We start from the raw sequence: 26812 nt of genomic DNA, 5'->3' as shown, positions 1-26812 counted from the left end.
CCCTACTTTGTATTTTTGATAATTATAACAAAAAGCTATTTAAATTCTAGCTTACACATAAAATTCACATTAATAAGATACAATATCGTCAAAAATATAATAAGGTTAAAAATGAAAAAACTAGCTTTAGCTTTTTTGATTAGTTTAAATACTCTTAATGCTGGTATAGTCATAGCACCTGATTCTTTGCCGGTAAATATCAAACAGTTTATTAAAGATTACTTTAATGCAGAGATTGGTCTAGTAGAACAAGATGGATATTCTTACGAAATTTATTTAAGTGATGGAAGTGAAATTGAGTTTTCACTCAATGGAGAATTTAAAGAAGCTGAAAATTTCAGATCTTTAAATTATGCTATTTTGCCTTTAGCAATACAAAATACCATTAAAAATACCTATCCAAATGCAGCGATTATTGAAATAGAAAGAAAAATTTCATATTACAAAATAGAACTTAATAATCAAATGAAACTTTATATTGATGATAATGGGACTATTTTAAGACAAAAATTTGACGATTAAAATTGTTTAAGATCAAATAAGCAAGTTTTAAATTTTCTTCTAAAAAGGCTTTAACCCTTATCAAAACTTATAAAAATTTCAATTGCTCCGGCAGAATAAGGAGCTTTATCATAGGCTCCGTATTGATTTTCTCACCTTAAATATTGATTTTACTTTGTTTGGACAAAATCATAATTAGTACTACTCTTTGTCAAACTAGATAAACAAATATCAAATTTTTCCTAAAATATTTAGTATAAATGTATTTTCATTATAGGTATATAACTCACACATAAGCTAAAATTTTTTAAATATTTACTCCTCTTGCACTCTTACTATCAGGCTTTTTGGTAGCTTAAAATATTCAATCCATTCTTGTTCTTTTTGTCTCATTTGTCCTTGATCTACCTCATGATCATATCCTTGTAAATGAAGCATAGCATGTATAAAAAGTAATGCCATCTCTTCTTCATTACTGTGTTTATACTCCATTGCTTTTTTACTTACTTCATCTAAATTTATCACAATACTGCCAAGTAAATTTTCACAATTTTGTATCAAAGGAAAAGATAACACATCTGTAGTTTTATCTATACCTCTTTGACTAAAATTAATCTCACGCATAACTCTTTCATCTACCAAAACAAGCTCTATATTTTGATCGCTCATTTTCTGGGCTATTTTTTCAAGAAAAGAAATATCCATTTCTTCTTCACAAAAAATCATTATTATCCTTTTGATTTTATAATTTCAAATTATATCAAAATTAAGGAAAAGCATGAAAAAAGCTCTTTGTATTATAAGTGGTGGTATGGATAGTACTTTATGTGCATATTTAGCTAAAAAAGAAGGATATGAGATCATTGCTTTACATTTTGACTATAACCAACGCACCATGCTTAAAGAAAGGGAATGTTTTAATAAAATTTGTGAAAAACTTAACATAAAAACAAAATATATTTTAGATGTGTCATTTATAGCAAATATTGGAGGAAACTCACTAACAGATTTAAATTTAGAAATTCCCAAAGAAAAACTACATGAAAAAGAAGTCCCAAATACCTATGTTCCTTTTAGAAATGGTATTTTTTTATCTATCGCAGGTGCTATAGCTGAAAAGGAAAATTGTGAAAGTATTTTTATAGGAGTGGTACAAGAAGATAGCAGTGGTTATCCTGATTGCAGTGCGAAATTTATACAAAAAGCCAATGAATTTATCAATGAAGGAACAACAAAAACTTGCAAAGTACAAATAAAAACCCCGTTAGTTCATCTAAGTAAAGGACAAATAGTTGAATTAGCCCTAAAAGAAAAGGTAGCCTTAGAATATACTTGGTCTTGCTATGAAAGAGAAGATAAAGCTTGTGGTAAATGTGATAGTTGTTTATTAAGACTAAAAGGCTTTAAAGAGGCTAATGTAAAAGATTTTATAGAATATGTTTAAAAATTTACTTTCATTTTATTTTAGTTTGTATAATTTGCTTTTTTAAACATTAAGGAGAAAACATGAAAAAAATATTATTTGGTTCATTTTTAGCTGCTTCGATTTTGGCAAGTAGTGCTTTGAGTAAAGAATTTAGCTTAGATAAAGCACACACAAATGTAGCTTTTAAAATCAAACATTTACAAATTAGCAATGTAAATGGAAATTTTAAAGATTATGATGCAGTAATTGATTTTGATAGTGCTAAATTTGAATTTAACAAACTTCAAGCAAATATAAAAGTTGCTTCTATAAACACAGAAAATAAAGCAAGAGATGCGCATTTACAACAAGATGATTTTTTTAAAGCAAAAACTCATCCAAACATTACTTTTACTATGAGTAAATATGAAAAAATCTCTAATGAAAAAGGTAAAATGTATGGCTCATTAAGCATTGCTGGAGTAAGCAAAGATGTTGTTTTAGATACTGAAATTGGCGGCGTTATTAAAACAGATAGTGGCAAAGAAAAAGCAGGTTTTACTCTACAAGGACAAATTAAAAGAAGTGATTTCAAATTTGCTCCTGATACTTCTAGCTTAACACTTAGCGATGAAGTACAAATTAGCATCGAAGCAGAAATCAACGAAAAATAATACTATAAAAGCATTTTACTTTTTGTAAAATGCTTTGATTTTTATTTAGCTACCCAACCTTCTTTTTTCCAAATTTTTTGAGCTTCTTTACTTTGTGTAAATTTGATGAATTCAGCTACTTTTGGATTTTTTAAACCTTTTTGCGTTGGAACTATTTCAGCCGCTCTGTAAATGATTGAATTTTTATCCGCTAAAATAAATTTATTTTCTTTCTCTCCAACTGCTTTAATCCAATGTGTCCAAATGATTAAAGCATCGATATTTTGATTATTTTTCCACTCATCAACCGCTGCTTTTGAATTTTTAGCATATACTTTAATGTTTTTTCTTAATTTTTCTAGGTTTTCAATTTTTCCTGTTTTTAAAGCCATATCCTCATATAAGCCAACCTGCCCTGCTCCATCAACCACCATAACATTAACACCATCTTTTAAAAGATCTTCAAATTTTTTAATTTTTTTTGGATTATTTGCTCTCACAATCATACCCGAGCCTCTAGCATTTAAAACTTGAACATCTTGTATTTTGATTTGTTTTGGCATTGCTTTAACAAAACCATCCATCATAGAAGTATTACCTGAATAAATAATATCAGCATCTGTTTTTGCTTTTTTTATCCATTTAGGTGTTGGTCCTGCATTAATAATAACTTTTTCTCCATGTTTTTCTTCAAATTGCTTAGCAAGCTCTTTCAAAACAGGAGCAGGACCACCTGGACCATAAACTAAAATTTCAGCATTTAATGCAGCTGCAGCAAATAAACTTAAAAATAAAAATTTTTTCATATTTTTTCCTTAAATTAATAAAATAAAATCGTAAATATATCTTTTTAAAGTTGATATTTTTTTAATCAAATAAACTAATTTTTTTCTCTCGTGCTAAAAAATACTCCAAAAACTCTTCTTCGCTTTCTTTGATTAGGCAATATTTAAAATCAAAAAAATTCTTTAATTCACTCAAATTTATATAAGAAAAATCACAAAATAATGAATTTTTTAATGCTATTTTGAAATCTTTAACGCCTTGGAGCTTTTGGCATATAAATTCAAAATCTTTTTCGTTTTCCACAAGTAAAATTACTCTAGAACTTCCACCAAAAGCACAAATTTCATTTTTTGAGTTTAAAAAATATGCCTTAAAAAGATCTAACTTTTTTTCATTAAAATTAAAAGATAGATTTTGCTTTTCAGCAAAATCAATAAATCTAGCAAAAATATCTGCATAAAAAAATGCAAATTTTAAATCTTTAAAATACAAATTTTTACAAAGCAAACTCGTTTGAAATAAAGATTTAGAGCCTAAAATTTCGTATTTACATGCTTTTAAAGTATGAAAATTTGATTTAAGTTTTAAAATAAATTTTTCATCATCAGAGCAAAAGAAAGTTTTTTCTTTTGAATTTTTTAAAAGATCAAAATCTAATAAAATATTTGAGTTTAAGACTTTAAAATTAAATGCCTTTGCAAATTTTAATTCTACATGATTGCAATATATAAATTCATAAGATTTTTCTTCACTTAAAAATCTAAAAAGTCTAAAAATAGTTGCTTCTAAATCATCAACTTGAAGATAAAACACATCTTTATCTTCAAGTTTTAATCTTTCCTCACTTACTATAACATATGCTCCAAGTTTTATAGCAAAACTAGCTTGTTCATTATTCTTAGCAAAAAATACACTTGCTTGTTTGACTTTGTTTAAATCTATACTAAAATCATAAACACTAGAAGTTGCTCCATAATTTAAAACTCGAGCATTAATAAGTTCGATAAAGTTAGAAATATTCATCTAGCCTATTAAAGCTCCATTTTCGATAAAGCCTTGCGGGCTTATCAAAACTAATTTTTCATCTTTTTGAGCACTTAAAATCATACCTTGGCTTTCATGACCAAAAATTTTAGCTTTTTTTAGATTTGTAATTACGCAAACTTGCTTGCCTATTAACTCACTAGCTTTATAAAATTTAGCAATACCTGAAAGTACTTGTCTTAGTTCGCCATTTTCAAGTTCAAGTTGAAATTTTAAAAGCTTTTCACTGCCTTCTATATTCTGACAATCTTTTACTGATGCTACTTTGATTTCGATTTTTTTAAAATCATCTATTTTAATTTGAGCTAAATTTGGCTTCTCTTCTAATTTTTCTTCTTTTTTGTTTTCTTGGGTTAATTCAACTTTTGGAAACAAAGCTTCACATGCACTTGATTTTAAATCACATAATTGATTATTTAAAATTAGTTTTTGATAATTTTCGTTTGATATTTCAAAATTTAAAGCCTTTGCAATTTTTAATGCTGTCTTTGGCATAGCAGCTGAAAGTAAAATAGTTGCTTTTGTTAAAATATTAGCACATAAAGCCACTAAAGCATTAGCTTTTTGCGTTTGATTATTTTTAATCAAATTCCAAGGCTCATATTTACTAATACTTAAATTTGCTAAAGATAAAGCCTTGAAAAGTTCCTCTAAATAGCGATTTGGCTGGATATTTTCCAAAGCATTGATTGCATTATCTAAATACTCTTTGCATTCATTTAATTCTTGATTAAAATACAAATTCACATCTTTACACTCAATAATATTTTGAGAATACTTAGCACTCATACCGATAATTCTATTTAATAAATTTCCAAGCTCATTGCTTAATTCTGCATTGATTCTAGTGATTAATGCTTTTTGCGAAAAATCTCCATCATTACCAAAAGGAACTTCTCTGAGTAAAAAATATCTAAAAGCCTCTAAACCAAAAGTATCTGCTACTTCTTTAGGCGCTACTACATTACCTTTAGATTTGCTCATTTTTTCACCATCTTTAGTCCACCAACCATGTGCTGCTATAAATTTAGGTAAAGGAAGTTCTAAACTCATCAAAAACGCAGGCCAATACACTGCATGAAAACGCAAAATATCTTTGCCTACAAAGTGTATATAAGCAGGCCAAAGATCCATATTTTCATCATCAAGTCCATAGCCCAAAGCACTCACATAATTCATCAAAGCATCAAGCCAAACATACACCACATGTTTTTCATCATTTAGTTCTTTTGGAAGCTTTATACCCCATTCAAAACTCGTTCTTGTAATGGAAAGATCTTTTAAGCCACCTTCTACAAAATAAATCAACTCATTAGCCTTATTTTTGGGTAAAATCGGCTCTTTTTCTTTGTACCATTTAAGAATTTGATCTTGATATTTAGAAAGCTTGAAAAAATAACTTTCTTCTTTTAAAAGCTGTGTTTTCTTACCACAATCTGGACAATGACACTCATTTATAAGTTGAGTTTGAGTAAAATAACTCTCACAAGAAACACAATAAAAGCCTTCATAAGTGCCTTTGTAAATATCACCTTTATCATACATTTTTTTAAATGCTTTTTGAACGCTTAATTTGTGATTTTCATCCGTAGTTCTAATGAAATAATCATAAGAAATTTCAAACTCATCCCAAAGTTTTTTAAACTTAGCACTAATTTCATCTGCATATTCTTTAGGAGTAAAATTTCTAACGCTAGCAGCTTGCTCTATTTTTTGACCATGTTCATCTGTGCCTGTTAAAAAGAATGTTTTTTCTCCTTGTAAGCGATAAAATCTAGCCAAAGTATCTGCTATAATCGTAGTGTAAGCATGACCAATATGAGCCACATCATTTACATAATATATCGGGGTAGTAATATAACGCATTTTCAACCTTTATTAAAAATCAAATCCACCTTCTTTACCTTTAGACATACTCTTATAAACTGCTTCTATATACTCTTTTCTTAAAGAGCACTCAAAAATCATAGAGCAAGGTAAACAAGATTTTATTTTTTTTTCGTTTTGACAAGCTTGAAGTTCATTTTTTTTAACTTCTAAAGCCAACTCAAATTCATCTTTAACTTCAGCCATTAAAAACCTTTATAAGCTTGTTTTAGTTTTTCAATTTCATATTTAGAACCCAAAAAGCATGGCGTACTTGCATGAATTTTTTCAAATTCTAAATCAAGTAAAGAATCATTTTCTCCATTGGTAGAAAATCCTCCTGCTTTTTCAAAAATAAAAGCAAAAGGAAACACCTCAAAATATGCTCTTAATTTTCCATTTGGTGCATCGCTTGTTGCAGGATATGAAAACAACCCTCCACCTTTGAGTAAAATTTGGTGCAAATCACTCACCATAGCACCAGAATATCTCAAGCGATAACCCTCATCAAATAAAGCTTTTATAAAGGCTCTATGAGTATTTGACCAATTTTTTTGTGTCCCACCGCTTGCATTTAATTTGCCTTTTTCGTTTAATTTTAAATCCTTAACAAAAACAAATTCATCTTTTTCGTTTAATCTATAAAGCTTAGGAGTGTCTATACACACTATAAGCTCTAAACGCACGCCATAAATAGCATAAATTGCTGCTTTTAGATTTTTTGCACTAGCCTTTTGCTCATAAATAGCAAAAATAGAACCTATAGCAAAATTCACATCTACTAAAGAAGAACCATCTAAAGGATCATAAGCAACAACATATTTTTCATTTTCATTGATTAGCAATTGCTCTTGTTTTTCCTCGCTAATTAAGCTTTTTAAACCTTTGCTTTGCTTTAAAATTCTAGTGATAATCTCATCGCTTTTTACATCAAGTTTTAATTGATTATCTCCTGTGGCATTTTGAGAAGTGGTATAATCAAAATCTTTTAAATATCTAAGTTCTTTTGAAATTTCAATCACTGCTTTTTGTATATCGTCAATTAATTCTTGCATATTTTACCTCTATACTTTTTTTGAATTTTTTAATATAAAATCACAAATACTTTCCAAATCATCCAAATAAAGCCAAGTTAAATTTTTATTTTCAATTTTCTCATAGCTTGCAATAGCCTTAGAATAAGCAAAATAGCTCTCATCTACTTCTTTACAAAAAACGCTAATTCTTGGCATATCTAAGGTTTTTAAGCCCTCTATAAGTAAAAAATCAAATTCTCCTAGCTTAGAAATAGCTTCATCTAAAGTACTTGGAGAATGTGTAAATAAAGTTGTCCTTGTAGGACTTAAAACCATTACATCAGCACCACTTTGAAAAAATTTAAAACTATCTTTTTTTGCTATATCAAAGCTTGCTTTATCTTTTGGATCGTGTTTTATAATGCATACTTTATAATTTTGTTCCATAAAATACTTAGCAACTTGAGTAATCAAAGTCGTTTTACCTGAATTGGAAGGCCCGCTAAAAGCCATTGCTAATCTTTTCATAACTTCCTTAAATCAAATAAAATAAATGAAATTATATCTTTTTAAAAGTTAAAAGCTTATAATTATAAAAAAATTAGGAACAAAAATATGAAAAAAGTTTATATGATTATTTTTTTAACACTTATTTTTACCGCATGCTCTAATAAAACCCAAGAGCAAAGTGAAATTAATTTAAAAAGCCAAACTCTAATGTATGCACAAAAAATTAATTTTAATTATAAAGATAATAGAGTAGTTGCTTTATTGAGCTATTTAAACCCTGTATTAGATGAAAAAAGTCAAAAAGAAGTTTTTGTACTTAGTTTTTTGCCAAATATCAACATCAAGCAAGAGCAAATTTCAATACTCATAGATGGAGAAAAAACTAATATAAAAACCTTAGATCAAAATGATAAATTATTTAAATATATCATTAAGAGTGATTATGCAAGTTATTACAAAATCACTCTTAATGAATTAGTGCAAAAACCTATTTTAAAACTTGATTTGTGTTTTGAGAATCAGTGTTTTGAGCTAAAGTTTCAAAAAATTTCGAAATCGGTGTATTATCGTTCAGAAGATGCAAATAAACAACATAATTAGCTAAAACTTTCTTAGCATATACCCTGCTTTCTGCATAAGGAACAAGCTCCATTGATAAAAATGGCTCATATTTTCCCGCTCTAAACATATCTTCTCTTTTGAGCATTCTAGTGGTAAATCCTATACCTCCATTATAAGCATAAGCCACAAAAACCGGGGAATTAAGTTTAGATTCTAAATAATCTAAATGATGATTTGCAAAAGTATAAGCTGTTTTTGGTTCAAAAAGCATATCTTGATCAAAATTTGGAATTTGCAGTTCTTTATTGCCTATATGATTAGCTAAAAATGGGATAAATTGCATAATACCCAAAGCATAAGAAGTTGAAATGGCTGTTGGTATAAAACGACTTTCTTGTCTAGCTAAAGCTAAAATCATAGCTTTTCTTTGTGTAGAATAATCTTTTAAATATTCAAAATAAGGCATAATAAAATAATGTTTTTTAAAACCTTCGGCCCTTTCTTTAATATAGGCATAAATAGCGATATTTTCCTTGGTATAAAAATCTTTTGCAAGTTTTTCTAGCTCATTAGGAGTACCTTTTGCAATTTCTTTTGCGAGCTTTTGCCAAGCAAAAGGATCTTTCATATCAAAATTATTTTTTTGTTTTTTTGGCTTTAATTCTTCTATTTTAGGTAAAGGCAAGCCTTTTAACTCTCTTGCATAAAGACTATAAATATTTAAAGAATCACTTTGAGCAAGCTCATCAATGTACTTTTTATCTTGAGTGATCAAATATAGCCAAAAATTTGCATTATCTGCCAAAGGTTTGCTTTTAAAAGTATCTTTTGCTACTTGAAAAAATTCCAATGCTTTTTTATCGTCATTTTCTAAAATAGCATTTACACCTAGATAAAAAGCATTATCTTGAAAAGTTAAATTTGCATCTACATTGACTAGAGATTTTCTTATCAATGGACTTTTTTTCTTAATGATAATTTCTTTTACAAAATTTGTAAATTCTTTTTCTTTAGCTAATTCATTTACAAAATCTTTTTCTAAGAAAAAATCTTTTTTATCTTTTAAGAAATTATAGATTTTATAAAAATTAGCACTATCATAATTTAAAACCGCATAACTTAGAGGATCTTTAGCATCAAAAGCTTCTAAAAGTTTTGTTAAATTTGGATTATCCTGTGGGATATTTTTTTTCATCTCATTACGCACTGAAGCATTAAGATCTTGTATAAAAGTTAAACTATTTAATCTTATAAGCTGACAAGTAGCATTAGCATCTAAGATATTTTGCGTATTAAATTTATAACAAGCTTCATATTCTTTATTATACCCCAAAGGCGGAATAATGGCTTCAATGGCATTTTTAATACGCCCTGCATAACGATAAATATGTTCTTTTAAACCTTCAACTTCTTCTTTTTTAAATTCATTTTTTTCTAATAAACGATATAAATAATAATCCTTAGCTAAAGAATTTGGTCTTTGCTCTAATTCTTTATAAGAATACATTGCACTATTTGCAAAAACCACTCCAGCTAAAAGTAACACTACACTTTTTTTCAACACTTATAAACTTCCTAAAATTAAATTTGATAAAAATATTTGGATAAATTTTAATCCTAAAATAATAATCAAAGGTGCTAAATCAATACTCCCTATAGTAGTAGGAATAAACCTTCTTACAAAAGCATAAGCAGGATTAGTTAAACGATATAAAATTTGCACTATAGGATTATATGGATCAGGCCTTACCCAAGAAATCAATGCTGCAATGATTATAATCCATACATAAATTTCAATAACTAAAGAAAAAATTTGCACCAAAGATACAATCAAACTTGTTCCAACTCCCATTTTACTCCTTTATAATTTTTTTAACAAAAGGCTTAATTAAAGTATAAATTTCACTCATTTCAGGTCCATGAGTAACCCCTGTTAATACTAAACGCAAAGGCATAAAGAAATTTTTACCTTTTAAATTTGTTTTTTCCATCAAAATCTTTTTAAACTCATCGTATTCTTGAGGTAAATCCAAATCTTTTAAAATCTCTTTAATTAGCTTACATTCATTTTCAAATTCATTATAATTTTTAACTGCAAAAATTGCTTGTATTTTTTCTCTTATCTCATTTAGCGTGCTAGCTTCTTGAGTATAAAATTTTGCAAGCTCAGCTACATCTTTGCCTAAATTTAATAAAGAATTTAATTTATCATTATCAAGCATTTTTATATGCTCACGGTTAATTTGCATTAAACGCTTAGTATCAAATCTTGCAGGAGATTTTGAAACTTTTTTCAAATCAAACCATTCTATGGCTTCTTCTAAAGTAAAAATCTCTTTTGGAGTTTTATTACCTAAAAGTATTAAATAATTTGCAATAGCACTTGCTAAATATCCATTATCAAGCATCCATTTTACACTAGAATGAGCCTCTCTTTTGCTCATTTTAACACCTTCTTCATTTAAAATGATAGGCAAATGTGCATAAGTCATGCTTTTATCATAACCCAAACTTGCTCTAATATGTTCTTGCTTAGGAGTATTTGAAACATGATCTTCGCCCCTTATAATGCAAGTAACACCTTCTAGCATATCATCAACCGCACAAGCAAAATTATAAGTTGGGGTTTTATCAGCCCTCATAATTACAAAACTATCAATATCTTCAGGATTAAAACCAATCTCACCTTTAATATAGTCTATAAATTTCATTTGCGATTGAGGTTTTTTAAGACGGATTACGAAAGGTTTTTCACAATTTAATACATCAATATCTGCAAGTTTTTCACAAGTACCATCGTATCTATATGCTTGATTTTTACTTTTAGCTAGTTCTTTTTTATGAGCTAATTCATCCTCGGTACAAAAACAAGCAAAAGCTTTTTTTTCACTTACTAGCTTTAAAGCCATTTGACGATGAAATTTCAAATTCTCACTTTGTACATAATAATGCTGCCAAGTTATACCAAATTCTTTTAAAATAGCTTTTATTTCTTCTTCTTTTCCAACTATATTTCTAGCATTATCCGTATCTTCAATACGCAAAATAAAATCAGAATTTTCTTGTCTTGCTTTAATATAATTAAATAAAGCTGCTCTTAAATTTCCAATATGCATATCTCCAGTAGGCGATGGTGCAAACCTATACATTATTTATCCTTTTAAAAAACTTTTTTATCATTATACAATTAAATACTTGCTATTTCTTTTAAGTTCACACAAAATTCACTCAATAGCAATATGATTTCATAAATAATTCAACATAAAGGATAAAAAATGAAATTAAAAATAGCTTTAGCAACATTAGTTACTGCAGGTTTTGTTTTTGCACAAGATATGATTGTAGGAGTTAATGCTTTACCAGCAAATTCTAAAAATTTCATACAAAAACATTTTACAGGTTCAAACATTGCTTTAGTTAAACAAGATATTGATAGCTTTGATGTTTATTTAGACAATGGAACTGAGCTTGAGTTTTTTATCAATGGAGATTGGAAAGAAATCGATGCAAAATACAGACCAATTGATACTTCTTTTTTAAGTCCAAATGTTTTAGCAACGATTAAAAAAATGCACCCAAATGCAAGTATAATTAAAGTTGAAAAAGAAATTCAAGGTTATAAATTCAAACTTAATAATATGATGGAAATTTATACTGATGTAAATGGAAATTTCTTAGGACAAAAATTTGATGATTAGAATTTAAGCTAAGCTTTTTTGCTTAGCTTTTATAAGAATTTAAAGCAAGCTCTTGTATATTATAATTAGCAACTCTCTTGTAAGTAAAGCCTTTTTTCTCTAAAAAATCAAGTAAAATTTTCTCCATTTTTTCTAAAGCATTTAAGACTTCTTTTGAAAGTTCAAAACTCAATGGCTCTATACGCTTTGGCACGCAAGCTAAAATTTGAGTTTTAGGTAAATCTCCCATAAGTTCCATGTATTGTAAAGTTTGAAGCATTTCAACCTCATGCGCACTACCACTCCAATTAACTTTTTTTGGCATTGCATCATAAGGAAAGAAAAAAATATCTCCGATCTTAGCATCATCTGCTGCAATACAATCAATCACAATCATTTCATCATATTCGGCTATAATATAGCTAAGTTGTAAAGCCAAAGTTCCACCATCTACAAAACTCACCGAGTCTTTTTCATGATAAAACTTATAATTTTTTTCTAAAAGTTTGCAAAGATGAACGCCTAAGCCCTCATCTGCAAACATAATATTACCAATACCTAAAACTAGAAGTTTCAACGATTTTCTCTTACAAATTTATAACCGCTAAAGATAGCATCTAAAGCACCATCTTTACCTTTAACTGAGTTAAATACAGCCATATAAATATGCACTGGAACAAAAATCAACACAACCCACATTAAAATTCTATGATAGGTTCTAACATCAGCCAATCCACCCAACATTACCTCAATAGGTCTTAAGATATTATATAAAAATCCACCCAAGCCTTCATGATATACATGCATATAAAGGATTAGACCTGTTAAAATAAGCCCAAACATAACAAGATAAAAGAAAAGGTAAGTTACAAATTGCAAAGGATTATATACACCTTGTAAATGCGGGTGCTTTCCTAGGAAAATGTAAAATTTAATCTGCTCTATCCATAATTTTACATTAAAAATATCTTTTATACTCTTTCTCTCGCCATCACTTTTTGAATCAAAAAAGAACAAATATGTTTTAAAAATCACACAAGCTATTAAGATAAAACCAAAAATTTGGTGCACCATGCGGTATTTTGCCTGCATAAATAAAGTCGGTTCAGATGAAATAGAAGGAGCTTGAAATACATAAGAAATATAATATCCAGTTCCCACTAAAATCACGATTGCAACCGCTCTTAACCAATGTGTAAAACGAAGACCGATACTAAATTCGTATTCAGCCTTTCTGTTTGATTTTAAGGAATGTTTAGAATCCATACTAAAGTCCTTTCCTTATAAATTTACATTAACTTTATACTCGCTAAGATTATTACCTTTAGTATCCATTACATGTACTGCACATGCTATACAAGGATCATAAGAGTGAATAGCTCTTATTACTTCTAAAGGCTGTTTAACATCAGCTAGTTTCATACCAATAAGACATTGTTCATAGCTACCACCTACTCCATTTGCATCTTTTGGACTTGCATTCCAAGTAGAAGGAACTACTGCTTGCCAATTTTCAATTACACCATTTTTAATCCTACACCAATGGCTTAATGCACCACGAGGTGCACTTCCCATAAATCTACCTTTGTATTCTTTGTTTTTATCAATTACATAAGTAGCACAAGTACTTTCATCTGTTTTTAAATTTTCAACCAAAGAATCAAATGCTTTTAAACCATGATCAGCAATAATTTTAGCTTCAATTGCTCTAGCGCCTGTTCTTCCTAAAGTGCTCATAAGTGCTTGAACTGGTAAATTCGTAGCTTTTAAGAAAGAATCAACCGCTTCTACTACAATTTTATTACCCTTAGCATAATTTACTAAAATATTTGCTAATGGTCCAACTTGCATAGGTAAATTTTCATATCTTGGAGCTTTAATCCAGCTGTATTTGCCTTTAATATCAAATACCTTACTATGAATCATATTGCCTTTATCATCAATGCTTTCACCATCAATTAAGCCTGTATAGTTTGGATTAGTTTTACCATCATAAGGATGTAAAGCTTCATTGTCTGCATACCATGATCTTGTAGCCTCTTCAGTGATTTTAGCTTCATCTACTTCTTCAACCTTACTCAAATCACCATTTCTAATAATACCACCTTCAAACAACCATTCATCACTTGAAATTTGGAATTCTCTCTCAGTATAGAAGTTATTTACCCCTACATCATTTAATACACTTGCTTCTTTAGAGTAAGCTTTAGCTGCCATGATTAAATCCGGATAATAAGCACGATTAATAAAATCAGCTACTTCTTGGAATTTAGTTATATATTCAGCCATTCTTGATGGGTTTAAAAGATCCATAACACAAGTTACACCGCCTACAGTTAAACTTTGTGGGTGAGGATTTTTAGCACCAAAAATCGCCATAGCTTGAGCTATTGTTCTTTGAATTCTTAAACATTCTAAATAATGTGAAAGCGCAATAAGGTTTTGCTCAGGAGTAAAGCGATAAGTCGCATGTCCATAATAAGCATTTGCAAATGGTCCAAGATTTCCTTTATCTACAAAGGTTTTTAGTCTTTGCTGAACTTCTAAAAGCTTATCTGCACCTGTTGCATAAGGCATATCAGTATATTTAAATGCTTCATCACTTGCTTTTTTTACATCAGCACTTAAAGCACTTACAACATCAACAAAATCAAGACCATGAAGTTGATAAAAATGCACAGGATGATCATGCATGTATAAAGCTGCATTCATTAAAGTTCTAGTTAAAACTGCATTTAATGGCGGAGTAATACCTAAAGCATTTTCTACTGCGATAATCCCTGCTCTATAATGTGAAAAAGTACAAACACCACAAATTCTTTGAGTTAAAAAGCCTGCATCTCTTGGATCACGACCTTTTACAATAGTTTCAATCCCTCTCCATAAAGTTGATCCTGAATATGCTTCTTTAATGATATTATTTTCATCAACCACTACTTCAACTCTTAAATGTCCTTCTATTCTAGTAAGTGGATCTATAATAATTCTTTTTGACATTTTTAATCCTTATTTTTTTCTAATGAAGCAATTACAGCATGCGCAGCAACAGCTACGCCTGTTACACAAAGCACACCTATACCAATTTTATCTGAAATGCTATCAGCACCCAAGCCATAAACAGTATCAAATAATCTTCCTGCCATCACTTCTTCAAAAGGTCCCATAGTATCCCAAAAATCAGGTTCAGAACAGCCTATACAACCATGTCCTGCTTGGATTGGCCATGAAGTATGTTGATTAAATCTCTCTCTTGAGCAATTATTAAAAGTATAAGGGCCTTTACAACCTACTTTATAAAGACAATATCCTTTTTTTGCTCCCTCATCACCAAATTGTTGCACAAATTCACCCGCATCAAAGCGTCCTCTTCTTTCACAAAGATCATGAATTCTTAACCCATAAGCCCATTTTGGTCTATTATAGGCATCAAGTGCTGGCAATGTTTGATACAATATGTAATGAATCACATTACCTATAATATTTTTTTCACTTGGAGGACAACCTGGTACATTGATAACTGTTTTATTTGTTACTTTACTTAAGCTTACAGCATTGCTTGGATTAGGTCTAGCAGCTTGGATACCACCAAAAGCTGAACAAGTACCTATAGCAAAAATAGCTAAAGCATTATTACAGGCTTGTTCTGCTAATTGTCTTCCTGTTTTTCCATGTGGTCCTATAGTTAAAAAGTTTTCTGTAGCACCTGTTGGTATACCACCCTCTACCATTAAGATATATCTACCTTTGTATTTTTCCATAGCAGCTTCAAGATTATGTTCAGCTTGCCAACCTGCAGCACCCATTATAGTTTCATGATATTCTAAAGAAATATGATCAAAAATCAAACTATCAATGGTAGGAGCATCACTTCTTAACAAACTTTCAGAACACCCTGTACATTCAGCCATATGAAGCCAAATCACTGGAAGTCTATCACTAAGCTCAGCAGCTCTTGCAACTACTGGAGTAAAGCTAGCAGGTAATGCTAAAAATGCAGTCATAGCACTAGCCCATTTCATAAAATCTCTTCTTGAAAAACCTGATTGCTCTAAGGCTTTAGAGATAGAAATCTCATTTTTCAAAAGAGGAAGTTTTTCTAATGCGTCTAAACGGCGATTAAAAATATCTAAATCACTCATTTGTTGTTCCTTAAATTATAGAAATATCATTAAAGATTTTAAAATATTTATTGTTAAGAATAGATAAAAAATGATAATTTTTTAATCAAATATACGAAGTATTTACAATTTAGTATTATTAAGATAATTTTACTCTAAATAAGCAAGTATTACACTTGCTTATTGTTTAACAATGATGATTTCATCATCTTTAGAATCTATAATAATCTCATCATTTTCATTTAATTCATCCGATAATATCATATCACTTAATTTATCTTCTACCATGTCATATAAAGCTCTTTTTAATGGTCTTGCACCAAAATCCACATCAAAACCAACCTTTGCTATTAACCTAGCAGCATTATCACTCAAGCTTGCTTTAATACCTCTATTTTCAAGACTTTTTTGCAAGGTATTAAAAAGCAATTTAACTATTTTTTCAGCTTCACTTTCTCCCAAAGGATTAAAAGTAATAATATCATCCAAACGATTTAAAAACTCAGGTCTAAAAAAGCTTCTAAGAGCTTCTTTGATAGCTTTTTCTCTTTCTTCGCCCTTTAACTCCATAATAAATTTTGCACCTATATTAGAAGTTAAGATAATGATAGTATTAGTAAAATCGACCGTTACGCCTTTACTATCTGTAGCCCTACCATCATCTAAAATTCCCAAAAGTATATTAAATACATCTTTATGGGCTTTTTCTACTTCATCAAATAAAATCACACTATAAGGCTTTCTTCTAACAGCTTCAGTTAATTCCCCACCTTCTTCATGCCCTATATATCCTGGAGGTGCACCTAAAAGTCTTGATACACTGTGTTTTTCCATAAATTCACTCATATCAAAACGCACCATAGCTTTTTCATCATCAAATAAAAATTTAGCCAAAGCCTTCGCACTTTCTGTTTTACCTACTCCAGTTGGCCCTAAAAATAAAAAGCTTCCTATAGGCTTAGTTGCTTGATTTAACCCTGCTTTGTTACGCTTAATAGCTTTAGCTAAAGCACTCAAAGCCTCATCTTGCCCTATGACGCTTTCTTGTAAATACTCTTGAATATGTAAATATTTTTGTTTTTCAGAAGTGAGCATTTTTTGCACACTAATGCCTGTCCATTTACTTAAAATACCAGCTACTAAATCCTCATCTACTTGATTTTTAAGCAAAACTCCTTCTTGGGTCATTTGTTTCCATTTTTCTTCTAAATTTAAAACCTCTTTTTCACACTCTAAAATTTTGCCATATTCTATTTCAGCAGCCTTTTGGAAATCTCCTTTATTTTTAGCCAAAATAGCTTCATTTTTTAAAGTATCGATTTCTTTTTTCTTTGCACTTATACCATTAAATACTGCTTTTTCATTTTCAAATTTAGCATTAAGTTTGATTTGCTCTTCTTTTAAATTTGCTAATTCTTTTTTAATCTCTTCTAATCTTTTTTCATTAGCTTCATTTTCTTCCATTTTTAAAGCTTCATTTTCTACTTCCAAACTTTCAATTTGCTTTCTAACCTTTCTTAAAGAATTTGGCTCACTTTCTATTTGCATTTTTAATTCCGCTGCAGCCTCATCAATTAAATCAATCGCTTTATCAGGTAAAAATCTATTAGCTATATAACGCTTAGATAGCTTTGCAGCTGCCACTAAAGCACTATCATTGATAGTTACATTATGATGAATTTCTAATTTTTCTTTTATACCTCTAAGCATAGCCAAAGCTTCATTTACACTAGGTTCAGCTACATTTACAGGCTGAAATCTTCTTTGTAAAGCTGCATCTTTTTCAAAATATTTTCTATATTCTTTTAAGGTTGTAGCACCTATAGTATGAAGCTCACCTCTTGCTAAAGCAGGTTTTAAAATATTTGCTGCATCCATGCTCCCTTCATTTGCACCTGCACCTACAATGGTGTGAATTTCATCTATAAATAAAATTACATTCTTATGTTTTATTACTTCATTTACAACTGCTTTTAATCTATCTTCAAATTCACCTCTGTATTTTGCCCCTGCTATTAAAGCACTCATATCTAAAGCTATAACTTTTTTATTTTGCAACGAAGTAGGAACATCTTTTTTTACTATCCTTTGTGCTAAAGCTTCCACCACAGCAGTTTTTCCTACCCCTGGCTCACCTAATAAAATAGGATTATTTTTAGTTTTTCTGATTAAAATTTGCATTAATCTTTGAATTTCTTCTTCCCTACCTATAACAGGATCAAGCTCATTGTTTTTAGCTTTCATAGTCAAATCAATACCAAATTTAGATAAAGAATCAAGTGTTTCATCACTTGTTTTAGTTTCTATTTTAGCTCCTGCTCTAATAAATTCCAATTCTTTTTTAAACTCATTTAAATCTACAAATTTAGACAAAAGTTCTTTAATAACCCCGCTAGCACTTTCTGAAACAAGCCACATATCCACAGCTAAATAACTATCTTTATTTTCTAAAGCCAAGCCTTTTGCTTTTTCTAAAGAATTAATAAATTCATTTGAAAATTTAATATTATCTTTATTTACATTTGAGCTAGTAGGAAAAGATGAAATTTTACTTTTTACTTCTAACTCAAATGCCTCTTTAGAAACATTTAATTTATTAAAAACTTGATTAAGCAAACTAGAGCTATCAACACTTAAAGCCCATAATAAATGCAAAGGTTTTATTTCACTATTCTTAGAATGAATAGCCAAAGAAATTGCACTTTCTATATTTGAAAGCATAGAATCTGTTAAAAAATCTTGTATATTTGCCATTTTTACTCCTTTTTACTTTTATATGAAGTGTATTATATAACTTTAGTCTATTATTGTCAAGTTTATTTAGTTATATTTATAAATAATTTTTTATATATATACACTAATATCATAAAAATATTTACTTTATTTACGATTTTTTAAGCAAAAATAACTAAAATTAGATAATTATTTTATGAATTCATATTTATTTTGGAGTTTTTCCTTTGAAGACAAAAAGAAATCTTATTATCGCAGCTAGCATTTGTAGTTTAATAACCGCTTCTTTTATTTTTACTAACTTGCAAGCTAAAAATCCCGCTCCTAGCGAAGCAGAAAAAAAAATAGAAGCTTTATCTAAACTTACAAGAACTATGTCTATCATAGAGCAATATTATGTTGATGATGTTAATTATACAGATTTGGTTGATAAATCCATAGCAGGTTTGCTTACAAATTTAGATGCCCACTCTTCCTTCTTAGATGAAAAAGGTTATAAAGAACTTAAAGAACAAACTAATGGGGAATTTGGTGGACTTGGCTTTACTATTACCCAAAAAGATGGAGCAATTAGTGTTGTAGCTCCTATAGAAGGAAGTCCAGCGGATAAAGCAGGTATTAAAACTGATGATATTATCTTAAGAATCAATAATGAATCGACTTTAGGTATGACTTTAAATGAAGCTGTTTCTAAAATGCGTGGAGAGCCCAAAACAAAGGTTACTCTAACTATTTATAGAAAAGGCGATGCAAAGCCATTTGATGTAAATTTAAAAAGAGATATCATAAAAGTAGATAGTGTTTATACAAAATTAATTGAAAATGAAAATTTACTTTATTTAAGAGTGACTAATTTTGATAAAAATGTTGTAGATGAAGCTAGTAAAGCGATCAAAAAACATTCTGATACAAAAGGAATTATACTAGATCTTAGAACCAATCCAGGCGGTATTTTAAATCAAGCAGTGGGTTTAGTAAATCTTTTTGTAGATAAAGGAGTAATCGTTTCACAAAAAGGTAAAATTGAAAGCGAGAATGTAGAATTTAAAGCAAATCCTAGTAAAAAAATCACCAATGCACCTTTAGTAGTGCTTGTAAATGGTGGCAGTGCAAGTGCGAGCGAGATTGTAAGTGGGGCTTTGCAGGATTTTAAACGCGCTATTATCATAGGAGAAAAAACCTTTGGAAAAGGTAGTGTGCAACTTATATTACCTATGGATGAAAAAGGTAAAGAAGGCTTGAGACTTACTATAGCAAAATATTATTTACCAAGTGGTAGAACTATACAAGCTGTTGGAGTTAATCCTGATATAGAAGTATTTCCAGGAAAAGTAAGTAAAGAAGAAAATCACGGCTTTGAGATCAAAGAAAGTGATCTTAAAAAACACTTACAAGCTGAACTAGATAAAATCGGACATCAAGAAAAGAAAAAAGACAACAAAGAAGATAAAAATATCATTACCAAAGAACAAATTAATAATGACATACAACTAAAAACCGCAATAGATGCAATTAAAATTTTAAACATTACAAAAGGAGAGTAAAATGGCTATGAAATTAGATCTTTTATATGAAGGAAAAGGTAAAAAAATGTTTAAAACTGATGATGAGAATTTACTCATCACAGAATTTAAAGATGATTTAACAGCTTTTAATGCAGAAAAAAAGGGTAATGAAGCAGGAAAAGGTGCATTAAATTGTAAAATTAGTACTGAAATTTTTCATCTCTTAGAAAAAGAAGGCATTAAAACCCATCTAGTAGAAACCATCAGTGAAAAAGAACAAATTGTTAAAAAATGTAATATTATACCCATTGAAGTTATTACTAGAAATGTAGCTACAGGATCTTTAACGAAAAGATTAGGCATTAAAGAAGGCACGATTTTACCTTTTGCTGTAGTTGAGTTTTGTTATAAAAATGATGATTTAGGTGATCCTATCATCAATGATGAGCATTGTTTGATTTTAAATCTAGTAAAAAGTGAAAAAGATTTAGAATTAATCAAAAATACCGCAAGACATATCAATTCTATTCTAGTAAAATTCTTTGAATCTAAAGGCTTAAGATTGATTGACTTTAAATTAGAATTTGGTATTGATAATGAAGGAAATATGATCTTAGCTGATGAAATTAGTCCTGATAGCTGTAGATTTTGGGATAGCAAAACTAATGAAAAATTAGACAAAGATCGCTTTAGACAAGACTTAGGTAATGTAAAAATGGCTTACGAAGAAGTATTAAAAAGAATTTTAAGTTAGGAAAAATAATGAAAGTAACTATAAATATCACACTTAAAAATGGGGTTTTAGATCCTCAAGGCAAAGCCATAGAAAAGGCTTTGCATTCTTTGGATTTTAATAATATTGCAAATGTTAAAACCTCAAAACAAATTAGTTTTGATATAGCTTGTGATGATAAAGAAGAAGTTTTTAAACAAGTTGATTTAATGTGTAAAGAATTACTTGCAAATACTGTGATAGAAGATTATGAGATAATATTATGAAAGTAGCTATTATTCGTTTTCCTGGAACTAATTGTGAGTTTGATACAGCTTATGCCTTTGAAAAATTAGGGGTAAAAACTGAAATCATTTGGCATGAAAGACAAGATTTTAGTGCAGATTTAATCGTATTACCTGGAGGTTTTTCTTATGGAGATTATTTAAGATGTGCTGCTATTGCAAAACTTGCTCCTGCTATGAAAACACTTAAAGAGCATGTTCAAAAAGGTGGCTATGTCCTAGGCATATGCAATGGCTTTCAAATTTTATTAGAACTTGGACTTTTAAAAGGAGCTATGAAACATAACAATAGTTTAAGTTTTATTTCTAAGATGCAAGCATTGCAAGTAGTATCAAATAATAATGCTTTTTTGAAAAATTTTCAAAAAAATGATATCATAGAATTACCTATTGCCCATGGAGAAGGAAATTATTTTAATAGCGAAGATGGTATTAAAATGCTAGAAGATAAAGATATGATCTTACTAAGATATATCAATAATCCAAATGGCTCTTTAAACGATATAGCAGGAATTTGTGATGAAAATAAAAAAGTCTTTGGATTAATGCCACATCCTGAAAGAATGTGCGATGATATTCTTGGATCAAAAGCAGGACTTAAAATGTTTGAAGGATTTTTAAATTGCTAAAAACCTTCAAATTTTTTTGTCTTTTTTTGCTAACTTTTAACTTATATGCTCAAGAAAATAGTGTTTTTGAAGATTATAACACTTTAGAAAAAAATTACAATCAATTAGATGATCAAGCTAAGCAAATTTATCAAACTATCGCTCCAAGTGATGAGAGTAATTATGAAAGTAAAATCGATGATGAAAATTTCATCCCTCAAGGTTCTTTAGTATTAAACGCAAAAGAATACACCGATGAAGTCTATATAGATGAGGCTTTTACTATAGATCTTGAGGTTATTACCACAACTAATGTGAGTTTTGATTTAAATGTGAGTTTTGAAAAAAGTGATGATATGCTTTGGATCAATCCTAATCCTATTTGGGAACAAAAGGCTAATTCATATCATACAAAATTATGGTTTGAAGCTAAAAGTTTAAATGCTAGTTTAAACAAAATCATCGTTTCATTAAGCAGAAATGATCATATTTTTCAAAGCTCATCATTAATTATAAAGCCCATTAAACTTAAAAAAATCGATGCTCCTTCTAATAAATACTCACATATAGTTGCAAGCAATTTGGAAGTTAAACAAGTAAAAGCGAGTAGTTTTGATAATGATAATATAATTTTATTTATAGAACTTGCAGGAGAAAACACAAATCTAGCAAGTTTTAACATAAAAGATATCCAAAAACAAGGTGTAGAGGCTATTAAAGGCGATTTTGAAAAACAAAGTGGATTTTATTATGCTATTTTAGATAAAAGTAAAACGCGTTTTGATTTTTCTTACTTTAATTTAAATTCTAAAAAATTAAAAGATTTTTCCTTAAAAATAGAACTTAAAGAAGATAGTATAAGTACACAAAGTGATTTAAATCCAAAAACTAATGATTTTAATTTTTACAAACAAGTTTTTTTATGGAGCTTGTGCGGTATTTTCGCTTTATGGTTTGTATTTAAAAAAAGCTACACAGCTTTAGGTTTGGCAATTTTGACTCTAATAGCAAGTTTTTTAGCTCAAAATAACATATATAAAGCTATATTAAAAGCTGAAAGTAAAGTACAAATTTTACCAACTCTAAACTCAACTCATTTTTATTCTGGGAAATACAAACAAGAAGTAGAAGTGTTAGATTCAAGAGATGAATACAGAAAAATTTTATTTAATAATGGAAAAATAGGCTGGGTGAAAAGTGAAGATTTATCAAAGATTTAAAGCTTTAATATTTTGGGTAGAATTTATTTTATCTATTATATTTTTATGTATTGCCTTTTTATTATTGCAATCGCAAGAAAAAATTTGGAAAATCAGAAAAGTATGGTCAAAACTGCAAAAATATGTAATAAACTATAAAATTCAAACCCAAGGTTCTATACACCCTCAAGCTAATTTGCTTTTAATCAATCATCAAAGCTTACTAGATATAGTTGTTTTGGAAGATTTATGCCCAAAAAATATATCTTGGATAGCTAAAAAAGAACTAGGCGAACTCCCTGTTTTTAAAACTTTGATTAAAAAACCAAAAATTATTTGTATAGATAGAAGTCCAAAGGGTCTAGTAAAGCTTTTAAAAGAAGCCAAAGAAAGATTAAATGAGGATAGAATTTTAGCCATTTTTCCAGAAGGCACAAGATCTAAAACACAAAAACTTTTAAAATTTAAAGTCGGAGCTAAAATTTTAAGTGAAAAGCTTAAGTTAAAAGTCCAACCTGTGGTAATTATTGATTCAGCTAAAATTTTAGATACCCAAAATTTTAGTGCAAATAGTGGTGTTTTAAAAGTGATATTTCTAGATCTTGTCGATACAAGTAAAGATGATTGGCTTGAGCAAACTAGAGAAAAAATGCAAACAATCTTAGATAGCGAAAGGTCACAAGCTTGATTGGTACGATTTTAGCTGTAGGTTTTGGAGGCTTTTTAGGGGCCATATCCAGAATGCTTACTAGCAACTTTTTTAATAAAATCATTCCTCATAACTTTCCTTATGGGACATTAATGGTCAATATAATAGGATCATTTTTAATAGGTTTATTTTTTTCTTATGCAAATTCTAAAGGTGTGCATATTTTTACTAAAAATTTAATTAACACTGGTTTTTTGGGTGCCTTTACAACTTTTTCAACTTTTTCTTATGAAAATTTGTTATTTTTGCAAAATGGTGATTATTTTCACTTTTTTATAAATATTATTTTAAATGTTATCCTTTGTCTTTTGGCAGTATGGATTGGTTTTTTAATTTTTAAATAAAGGAGATATAAATGCAATTTCAAACTGAAGTTAATCAACTTTTACAACTTATGATTCATTCTTTGTATTCTAACAAAGAAATTTTTTTAAGAGAGCTTATTTCTAATGCAAGTGATGCACTTGATAAACTTAGTTATTTAAGCGTGAGTGATGATGCTTATAAAAATTTAAAATTTGAGCCAAAAATTCAAATTAATTTCAATCAAGAAGCAAAAACCTTAACTATAAGTGATAATGGTATAGGTATGAATAAAGACGATTTAATCAATCATCTTGGAACCATTGCTAAAAGTGGTACAAAAAGCTTTTTAGAAAACTTAAGTGGTGATGCCAAAAAAGACTCTCAACTTATAGGACAATTTGGTGTAGGCTTTTACTCTGCTTTTATGGTAGCTTCTAAAATAGAAGTTTTAAGCAAAAAAGCATTAGATGACAAAGCTTATCTTTGGACTTCTGATGCTAGTGGCTATGAAATAGAAGATGCAAATAAAGATGAACAAGGCACTTGCATAACCTTGCATTTAAAAGATGAAGAGTTTTTAAACTCATACCGCATTGAAAGCATAGTAGAAAAATATTCAAATCATATACAATTTCCTATTTTCATGGAAAAAGAAGAATATTTACCACTAGAAGAAGGCGAAAAAGAACCTAAAAAAGAATTAAAAAACACTCAAATTAATACAGCAAGTGCCTTATGGAGGCAAAATAAAGCAAGTTTAAAAGCTGAGGATTATGAAAGATTTTATGAACAAAACTTCCATGATTCAAACAAACCTATGCTTTATATCCACACAAAAGCTGAAGGTTCTATAGAGTATAATTCTTTATTCTTTATACCTGCACAAGCTCCATTTGATCTTTATAGAGTAGATTATAAAAGTGGTTTAAAACTTTATGTTAAAAGAGTTTTTATAAGTGATGATGATAAAGAATTATTACCAACTTATCTAAGATTTGTGCGTGGGATTATTGATGTAGAAGATTTACCGCTTAATGTTAGTCGTGAAATCTTACAAGAAAATAAAATCTTAAAAAGCGTTCAAGAAGCAAGTGTTAAAAAAATCCTAGCTGAACTTAAAAAATTCAAAGAGAAAGATAAAGAAAATTATCTTAAATTCCATGAAAATTTTGGAAAAGTTTTAAAAGAAGGTTTATATGGTTTTGGCGAAAATAAAGACGCTATAGCTAAGCTTTTATACTTTAAAAACTCAAATAAAGAAGAATTAATTGATCTTGAAGAGTATAAACAAAACCTAGCTGAAGGTCAAAATGAAATTTTTTATATTAGTGGAAAAAATGAAAAACTTTTAAGAAATTCTCCGCTTCTTGAAAGCTATAAACAAAAAAATATCAATGTTTTATTGCTTGATGAGGAAATTGATACCATAGTTATGCCTATGATGGATGAATTTGAAGGTTTAAAATTTAGCGCTATTAACCATCTAGCTAGTGAAGAAACTAGCGAAGAACAAAAGGCTGAATTTACAAGCTTACTCATCAAAATAAAAGAAGTTTTAAAAGATGAAGTTGAAGAGGTAAAACTTAGCCAAAGACTTTCAAATAGTCCAAGTTGTATTGTTTATGATCAAAATAAACCTGATTTTGCTATGCAACAAATTCTTAAACAAATGGGGCAAGAACAGCAAGTTAAACCTATACTTGAAATCAACCCTAATCATGAAATTTTAAAAGCCTTAAAAGAAAATGATACTTTAGCCAATGAAATGGCGCATATTCTTCTAAATATGGCTAAACTTAGCGAAGGTATGGGTATAGATAACCCTAGCGAATTTAACAATGCCTTAAGCAAAATCGTTTCCAAGGCTTTAGAAAAATGAAAAATATAGCTATTTCTAAAGATATTTTGCACGAATTTTGCATTATAGATGTAAGAACCCCAAGCGAATGGAAAAATGGGGTTATAAAAGAAGCTATACTCATCGCACTTTGCGATGATAATGGCTTTATGAATGAAAACTTTATCCAAGAGTTTAAAAAAAAAGTAGATTATCAAAATAAAAACATAGCCTTTGTGTGCGCTACAGGCTCAAGAAGCAAACATACTGCTATAATGATAGAAGATGCTCTAGGTATAGAATGCACTAATTTAGATGGTGGCATGGTAGCACTTTTATCACAAGGTTATGAAGCTACAAAAAAGGAAAATTAATGATAAAAAAAATACTTTTATCTTTAATGCTTTATACTAGTTTTGTTTTAGCAGAAGTTAAAAATATAGATATTAATGCGGATATTTTGGAAAATTATCAAGTAATCGATATTAGAAAACCTAGCGAATGGGCACAAACTGGCACAATAAAAAATGCTATTAAAATTAGCTTTTATAATGAAGATGGAAGCTTGAATAAAAATTTCATTGAGGAAATTAAAAAGATTTCAAGTAAAAAACCTATCGCTATAGTTTGCAGAAGTGGAGCAAGAAGTGCTAAGGCTTCTGCTTTACTAGATCAAAATGGCATAGAAGTTACTAATTTAAAAGGTGGTATGAATGCACTTTTATCACAAGGCTATGAAACCTCAAAATAAGTCTAACTAG

The 26812-nt window shown here is 29.1% G+C and carries 30 protein-coding genes; 15 read left to right on the top strand and 15 right to left on the bottom strand.

The annotated features are described in order from the left end of the window. The first annotated feature begins 111 nt into the window (after nucleotides 1–111). Nucleotides 112–522: a PepSY-like domain-containing protein gene (locus L8X97_RS01155; RefSeq protein WP_133318918.1), complete on the top strand. Its 411-nt coding sequence runs from the start codon at nucleotides 112–114 to the stop codon at nucleotides 520–522. A 294-nt stretch (nucleotides 523–816) separates the two neighbouring features. On the opposite strand, the gene ybeY is transcribed toward L8X97_RS01155, so the two are convergent. Further along, nucleotides 817–1227, bottom strand: a complete 411-nt coding sequence (ybeY, locus tag L8X97_RS01150) for an rRNA maturation RNase YbeY (RefSeq protein WP_220566256.1) — start codon at nucleotides 1225–1227, stop codon at nucleotides 817–819. Between the two features lie 52 nt (nucleotides 1228–1279). Here ybeY and queC point away from each other — a divergent pair, with 52 nt between their 5' ends. After that, a complete protein-coding gene (gene queC / locus L8X97_RS01145; RefSeq protein WP_263659687.1) occupies nucleotides 1280–1945 on the top strand; it encodes a 7-cyano-7-deazaguanine synthase QueC in 666 nt (221 codons plus the stop codon). A gap of 62 nt (nucleotides 1946–2007) precedes the next feature. Then, nucleotides 2008–2580, top strand: a complete 573-nt coding sequence (locus L8X97_RS01140; protein WP_133318921.1) for a YceI family protein — start codon at nucleotides 2008–2010, stop codon at nucleotides 2578–2580. A gap of 41 nt (nucleotides 2581–2621) precedes the next feature. On the opposite strand, the gene L8X97_RS01135 is transcribed toward L8X97_RS01140, so the two are convergent. The 6 genes from L8X97_RS01135 to mobB all read right to left on the bottom strand — a co-directional run bounded on the left by L8X97_RS01135 (nucleotide 2622) and on the right by mobB (nucleotide 7799). Further along, on the bottom strand, nucleotides 2622–3365 hold the full coding sequence (locus tag L8X97_RS01135; protein ID WP_263660322.1) for a substrate-binding domain-containing protein: 744 nt from the start codon (nucleotides 3363–3365) through the stop codon (nucleotides 2622–2624). Nucleotides 3366–3426: 61 nt separating this feature from the next. Then, nucleotides 3427–4368 carry a hypothetical protein gene (locus L8X97_RS01130; RefSeq protein ID WP_263659685.1) on the bottom strand — a complete coding sequence of 314 codons (942 nt, stop codon included), beginning with the start codon at nucleotides 4366–4368 and terminating at the stop codon, nucleotides 3427–3429. Further along, nucleotides 4369–6255, bottom strand: coding sequence for a methionine--tRNA ligase (metG, locus tag L8X97_RS01125; protein WP_263659684.1), 1887 nt, complete (start codon nucleotides 6253–6255; stop codon nucleotides 4369–4371). Nucleotides 6256–6267: 12 nt separating this feature from the next. Continuing rightward, nucleotides 6268–6462 carry a hypothetical protein gene (locus L8X97_RS01120; protein ID WP_133318925.1) on the bottom strand — a complete coding sequence of 65 codons (195 nt, stop codon included), beginning with the start codon at nucleotides 6460–6462 and terminating at the stop codon, nucleotides 6268–6270. Continuing rightward, nucleotides 6462–7310 (bottom strand): class 1 fructose-bisphosphatase, encoded by an 849-nt coding sequence (locus L8X97_RS01115; protein WP_133318926.1) that lies wholly within the window; start codon nucleotides 7308–7310, stop codon nucleotides 6462–6464. The genes L8X97_RS01120 and L8X97_RS01115 overlap by 1 nt, the downstream gene beginning before the upstream one ends. A gap of 9 nt (nucleotides 7311–7319) precedes the next feature. After that, complete coding sequence (mobB, locus tag L8X97_RS01110) at nucleotides 7320–7799, bottom strand: molybdopterin-guanine dinucleotide biosynthesis protein B (RefSeq protein WP_133318927.1); 480 nt, start codon at nucleotides 7797–7799, stop codon at nucleotides 7320–7322. A gap of 87 nt (nucleotides 7800–7886) precedes the next feature. Between mobB and L8X97_RS01105 the strand changes: the two genes are divergently transcribed. Continuing rightward, entirely contained in the window at nucleotides 7887–8381 is a 495-nt protein-coding gene (locus L8X97_RS01105) for a hypothetical protein (protein WP_133318928.1), read from the top strand. Here L8X97_RS01105 and L8X97_RS01100 read toward each other — a convergent pair. Genes L8X97_RS01100 through gltX form a run of 3 tightly spaced genes read right to left on the bottom strand, consistent with a single transcriptional unit; the run spans nucleotide 8269 to nucleotide 11491 of the window. After that, complete coding sequence (locus L8X97_RS01100) at nucleotides 8269–9906, bottom strand: lytic transglycosylase domain-containing protein (RefSeq protein ID WP_263659682.1); 1638 nt, start codon at nucleotides 9904–9906, stop codon at nucleotides 8269–8271. The genes L8X97_RS01105 and L8X97_RS01100 overlap by 113 nt on opposite strands. Beyond that, nucleotides 9907–10194 (bottom strand): YggT family protein, encoded by a 288-nt coding sequence (locus L8X97_RS01095; RefSeq protein WP_012661430.1) that lies wholly within the window; start codon nucleotides 10192–10194, stop codon nucleotides 9907–9909. A 1-nt stretch (nucleotide 10195) separates the two neighbouring features. Then, on the bottom strand, nucleotides 10196–11491 hold the full coding sequence (gene gltX / locus L8X97_RS01090; RefSeq protein WP_263662430.1) for a glutamate--tRNA ligase: 1296 nt from the start codon (nucleotides 11489–11491) through the stop codon (nucleotides 10196–10198). A 126-nt stretch (nucleotides 11492–11617) separates the two neighbouring features. Here gltX and L8X97_RS01085 point away from each other — a divergent pair, with 126 nt between their 5' ends. Next, nucleotides 11618–12040, top strand: coding sequence for a PepSY-like domain-containing protein (locus L8X97_RS01085; protein WP_133318931.1), 423 nt, complete (start codon nucleotides 11618–11620; stop codon nucleotides 12038–12040). A gap of 22 nt (nucleotides 12041–12062) precedes the next feature. Here the strand turns inward: L8X97_RS01085 and L8X97_RS01080 are convergent, their stop codons facing one another. The 5 genes from L8X97_RS01080 to L8X97_RS01060 form a co-directional block, all read right to left on the bottom strand. Beyond that, nucleotides 12063–12596: a HyaD/HybD family hydrogenase maturation endopeptidase gene (locus L8X97_RS01080; protein WP_220566245.1), complete on the bottom strand. Its 534-nt coding sequence runs from the start codon at nucleotides 12594–12596 to the stop codon at nucleotides 12063–12065. Continuing rightward, nucleotides 12593–13285 carry a Ni/Fe-hydrogenase, b-type cytochrome subunit gene (gene cybH, locus L8X97_RS01075; RefSeq protein WP_133318933.1) on the bottom strand — a complete coding sequence of 231 codons (693 nt, stop codon included), beginning with the start codon at nucleotides 13283–13285 and terminating at the stop codon, nucleotides 12593–12595. The genes L8X97_RS01080 and cybH overlap by 4 nt, the downstream gene beginning before the upstream one ends. Nucleotides 13286–13300: 15 nt before the next feature. Continuing rightward, a complete protein-coding gene (locus L8X97_RS01070) occupies nucleotides 13301–15016 on the bottom strand; it encodes a nickel-dependent hydrogenase large subunit (protein ID WP_263662429.1) in 1716 nt (571 codons plus the stop codon). 2 nt (nucleotides 15017–15018) lie between these two features. Further along, the gene (locus L8X97_RS01065) at nucleotides 15019–16158 is read right to left on the bottom strand and encodes a hydrogenase small subunit (protein ID WP_263662428.1); all 1140 of its coding nucleotides are present in this window, start codon (nucleotides 16156–16158) and stop codon (nucleotides 15019–15021) included. Nucleotides 16159–16317: 159 nt separating this feature from the next. Then, nucleotides 16318–18891, bottom strand: a complete 2574-nt coding sequence (locus L8X97_RS01060; protein WP_263662427.1) for an ATP-dependent Clp protease ATP-binding subunit — start codon at nucleotides 18889–18891, stop codon at nucleotides 16318–16320. Nucleotides 18892–19097: 206 nt separating this feature from the next. On the opposite strand from L8X97_RS01060, the gene L8X97_RS01055 reads away from it, so the two are divergent. From L8X97_RS01055 to L8X97_RS01010, 10 genes are read left to right on the top strand one after another with little or no spacing between them, the layout of a single operon-like run. Beyond that, nucleotides 19098–20414, top strand: coding sequence for a S41 family peptidase (locus L8X97_RS01055; protein ID WP_318529583.1), 1317 nt, complete (start codon nucleotides 19098–19100; stop codon nucleotides 20412–20414). 7 nt (nucleotides 20415–20421) lie between these two features. Continuing rightward, a complete protein-coding gene (gene purC, locus L8X97_RS01050) occupies nucleotides 20422–21129 on the top strand; it encodes a phosphoribosylaminoimidazolesuccinocarboxamide synthase (protein WP_133318981.1) in 708 nt (235 codons plus the stop codon). An 8-nt stretch (nucleotides 21130–21137) separates the two neighbouring features. Next, a complete protein-coding gene (gene purS / locus L8X97_RS01045; RefSeq protein ID WP_220566240.1) occupies nucleotides 21138–21374 on the top strand; it encodes a phosphoribosylformylglycinamidine synthase subunit PurS in 237 nt (78 codons plus the stop codon). Further along, complete coding sequence (purQ, locus tag L8X97_RS01040; protein WP_263662426.1) at nucleotides 21371–22021, top strand: phosphoribosylformylglycinamidine synthase subunit PurQ; 651 nt, start codon at nucleotides 21371–21373, stop codon at nucleotides 22019–22021. The genes purS and purQ overlap by 4 nt, the downstream gene beginning before the upstream one ends. Beyond that, nucleotides 22015–23220 (top strand): hypothetical protein, encoded by a 1206-nt coding sequence (locus L8X97_RS01035; protein WP_263662425.1) that lies wholly within the window; start codon nucleotides 22015–22017, stop codon nucleotides 23218–23220. The genes purQ and L8X97_RS01035 overlap by 7 nt, the downstream gene beginning before the upstream one ends. After that, nucleotides 23198–23887, top strand: coding sequence for a lysophospholipid acyltransferase family protein (locus L8X97_RS01030; protein ID WP_263662424.1), 690 nt, complete (start codon nucleotides 23198–23200; stop codon nucleotides 23885–23887). The genes L8X97_RS01035 and L8X97_RS01030 overlap by 23 nt, the downstream gene beginning before the upstream one ends. Next, the gene (crcB, locus tag L8X97_RS01025; protein ID WP_263662423.1) at nucleotides 23884–24252 is read left to right on the top strand and encodes a fluoride efflux transporter CrcB; all 369 of its coding nucleotides are present in this window, start codon (nucleotides 23884–23886) and stop codon (nucleotides 24250–24252) included. Before L8X97_RS01030 ends, crcB begins: the two co-directional genes overlap by 4 nt. 11 nt (nucleotides 24253–24263) lie before the next feature. Further along, the gene (gene htpG, locus L8X97_RS01020; protein WP_263662422.1) at nucleotides 24264–26093 is read left to right on the top strand and encodes a molecular chaperone HtpG; all 1830 of its coding nucleotides are present in this window, start codon (nucleotides 24264–24266) and stop codon (nucleotides 26091–26093) included. After that, nucleotides 26090–26425 (top strand): rhodanese-like domain-containing protein, encoded by a 336-nt coding sequence (locus L8X97_RS01015; RefSeq protein ID WP_263662421.1) that lies wholly within the window; start codon nucleotides 26090–26092, stop codon nucleotides 26423–26425. Before htpG ends, L8X97_RS01015 begins: the two co-directional genes overlap by 4 nt. Next, nucleotides 26425–26802 carry a rhodanese-like domain-containing protein gene (locus tag L8X97_RS01010; protein WP_263662420.1) on the top strand — a complete coding sequence of 126 codons (378 nt, stop codon included), beginning with the start codon at nucleotides 26425–26427 and terminating at the stop codon, nucleotides 26800–26802. Before L8X97_RS01015 ends, L8X97_RS01010 begins: the two co-directional genes overlap by 1 nt. Nucleotides 26803–26812 lie beyond the last annotated feature (10 nt).

It is taken from the genome of Campylobacter sp. CNRCH_2013_0671h (assembly GCF_025773055.1).
GTDB classification, from domain to species: Bacteria; Campylobacterota; Campylobacteria; order Campylobacterales; family Campylobacteraceae; genus Campylobacter_D; species Campylobacter_D lari_D.
This window is presented reverse-complemented; position numbering and strand designations above follow the sequence as displayed.

Excerpts from the sequence above, each read along its gene's own strand:
- L8X97_RS01010 (WP_263662420.1), top strand. The coding sequence starts at position 26,425 with ATGATAAAAAAAATACTTTTATCTTTAATGCTTTATACTAGTTTTGTT.
- L8X97_RS01135 (WP_263660322.1), bottom strand. The coding sequence starts at position 3,365 with ATGAAAAAATTTTTATTTTTAAGTTTATTTGCTGCAGCTGCATTAAAT.
- L8X97_RS01105 (WP_133318928.1), top strand. The coding sequence starts at position 7,887 with ATGAAAAAAGTTTATATGATTATTTTTTTAACACTTATTTTTACCGCA.
- L8X97_RS01120 (WP_133318925.1), bottom strand. The coding sequence starts at position 6,462 with ATGGCTGAAGTTAAAGATGAATTTGAGTTGGCTTTAGAAGTTAAAAAA.
- purQ (WP_263662426.1), top strand. The coding sequence starts at position 21,371 with ATGAAAGTAGCTATTATTCGTTTTCCTGGAACTAATTGTGAGTTTGAT.
- L8X97_RS01130 (WP_263659685.1), bottom strand. The coding sequence starts at position 4,368 with ATGAATATTTCTAACTTTATCGAACTTATTAATGCTCGAGTTTTAAAT.
- L8X97_RS01140 (WP_133318921.1), top strand. The coding sequence starts at position 2,008 with ATGAAAAAAATATTATTTGGTTCATTTTTAGCTGCTTCGATTTTGGCA.
- L8X97_RS01115 (WP_133318926.1), bottom strand. The coding sequence starts at position 7,310 with ATGCAAGAATTAATTGACGATATACAAAAAGCAGTGATTGAAATTTCA.
- ybeY (WP_220566256.1), bottom strand. The coding sequence starts at position 1,227 with ATGATTTTTTGTGAAGAAGAAATGGATATTTCTTTTCTTGAAAAAATA.
- L8X97_RS01060 (WP_263662427.1), bottom strand. The coding sequence starts at position 18,891 with ATGGCAAATATACAAGATTTTTTAACAGATTCTATGCTTTCAAATATA.
- htpG (WP_263662422.1), top strand. The coding sequence starts at position 24,264 with ATGCAATTTCAAACTGAAGTTAATCAACTTTTACAACTTATGATTCAT.
- L8X97_RS01155 (WP_133318918.1), top strand. The coding sequence starts at position 112 with ATGAAAAAACTAGCTTTAGCTTTTTTGATTAGTTTAAATACTCTTAAT.
- mobB (WP_133318927.1), bottom strand. The coding sequence starts at position 7,799 with ATGAAAAGATTAGCAATGGCTTTTAGCGGGCCTTCCAATTCAGGTAAA.
- gltX (WP_263662430.1), bottom strand. The coding sequence starts at position 11,491 with ATGTATAGGTTTGCACCATCGCCTACTGGAGATATGCATATTGGAAAT.
- L8X97_RS01065 (WP_263662428.1), bottom strand. The coding sequence starts at position 16,158 with ATGAGTGATTTAGATATTTTTAATCGCCGTTTAGACGCATTAGAAAAA.
- L8X97_RS01095 (WP_012661430.1), bottom strand. The coding sequence starts at position 10,194 with ATGGGAGTTGGAACAAGTTTGATTGTATCTTTGGTGCAAATTTTTTCT.
- cybH (WP_133318933.1), bottom strand. The coding sequence starts at position 13,285 with ATGGATTCTAAACATTCCTTAAAATCAAACAGAAAGGCTGAATACGAA.
- L8X97_RS01070 (WP_263662429.1), bottom strand. The coding sequence starts at position 15,016 with ATGTCAAAAAGAATTATTATAGATCCACTTACTAGAATAGAAGGACAT.
- metG (WP_263659684.1), bottom strand. The coding sequence starts at position 6,255 with ATGCGTTATATTACTACCCCGATATATTATGTAAATGATGTGGCTCAT.
- L8X97_RS01015 (WP_263662421.1), top strand. The coding sequence starts at position 26,090 with ATGAAAAATATAGCTATTTCTAAAGATATTTTGCACGAATTTTGCATT.
- L8X97_RS01085 (WP_133318931.1), top strand. The coding sequence starts at position 11,618 with ATGAAATTAAAAATAGCTTTAGCAACATTAGTTACTGCAGGTTTTGTT.
- queC (WP_263659687.1), top strand. The coding sequence starts at position 1,280 with ATGAAAAAAGCTCTTTGTATTATAAGTGGTGGTATGGATAGTACTTTA.
- purS (WP_220566240.1), top strand. The coding sequence starts at position 21,138 with ATGAAAGTAACTATAAATATCACACTTAAAAATGGGGTTTTAGATCCT.
- purC (WP_133318981.1), top strand. The coding sequence starts at position 20,422 with ATGAAATTAGATCTTTTATATGAAGGAAAAGGTAAAAAAATGTTTAAA.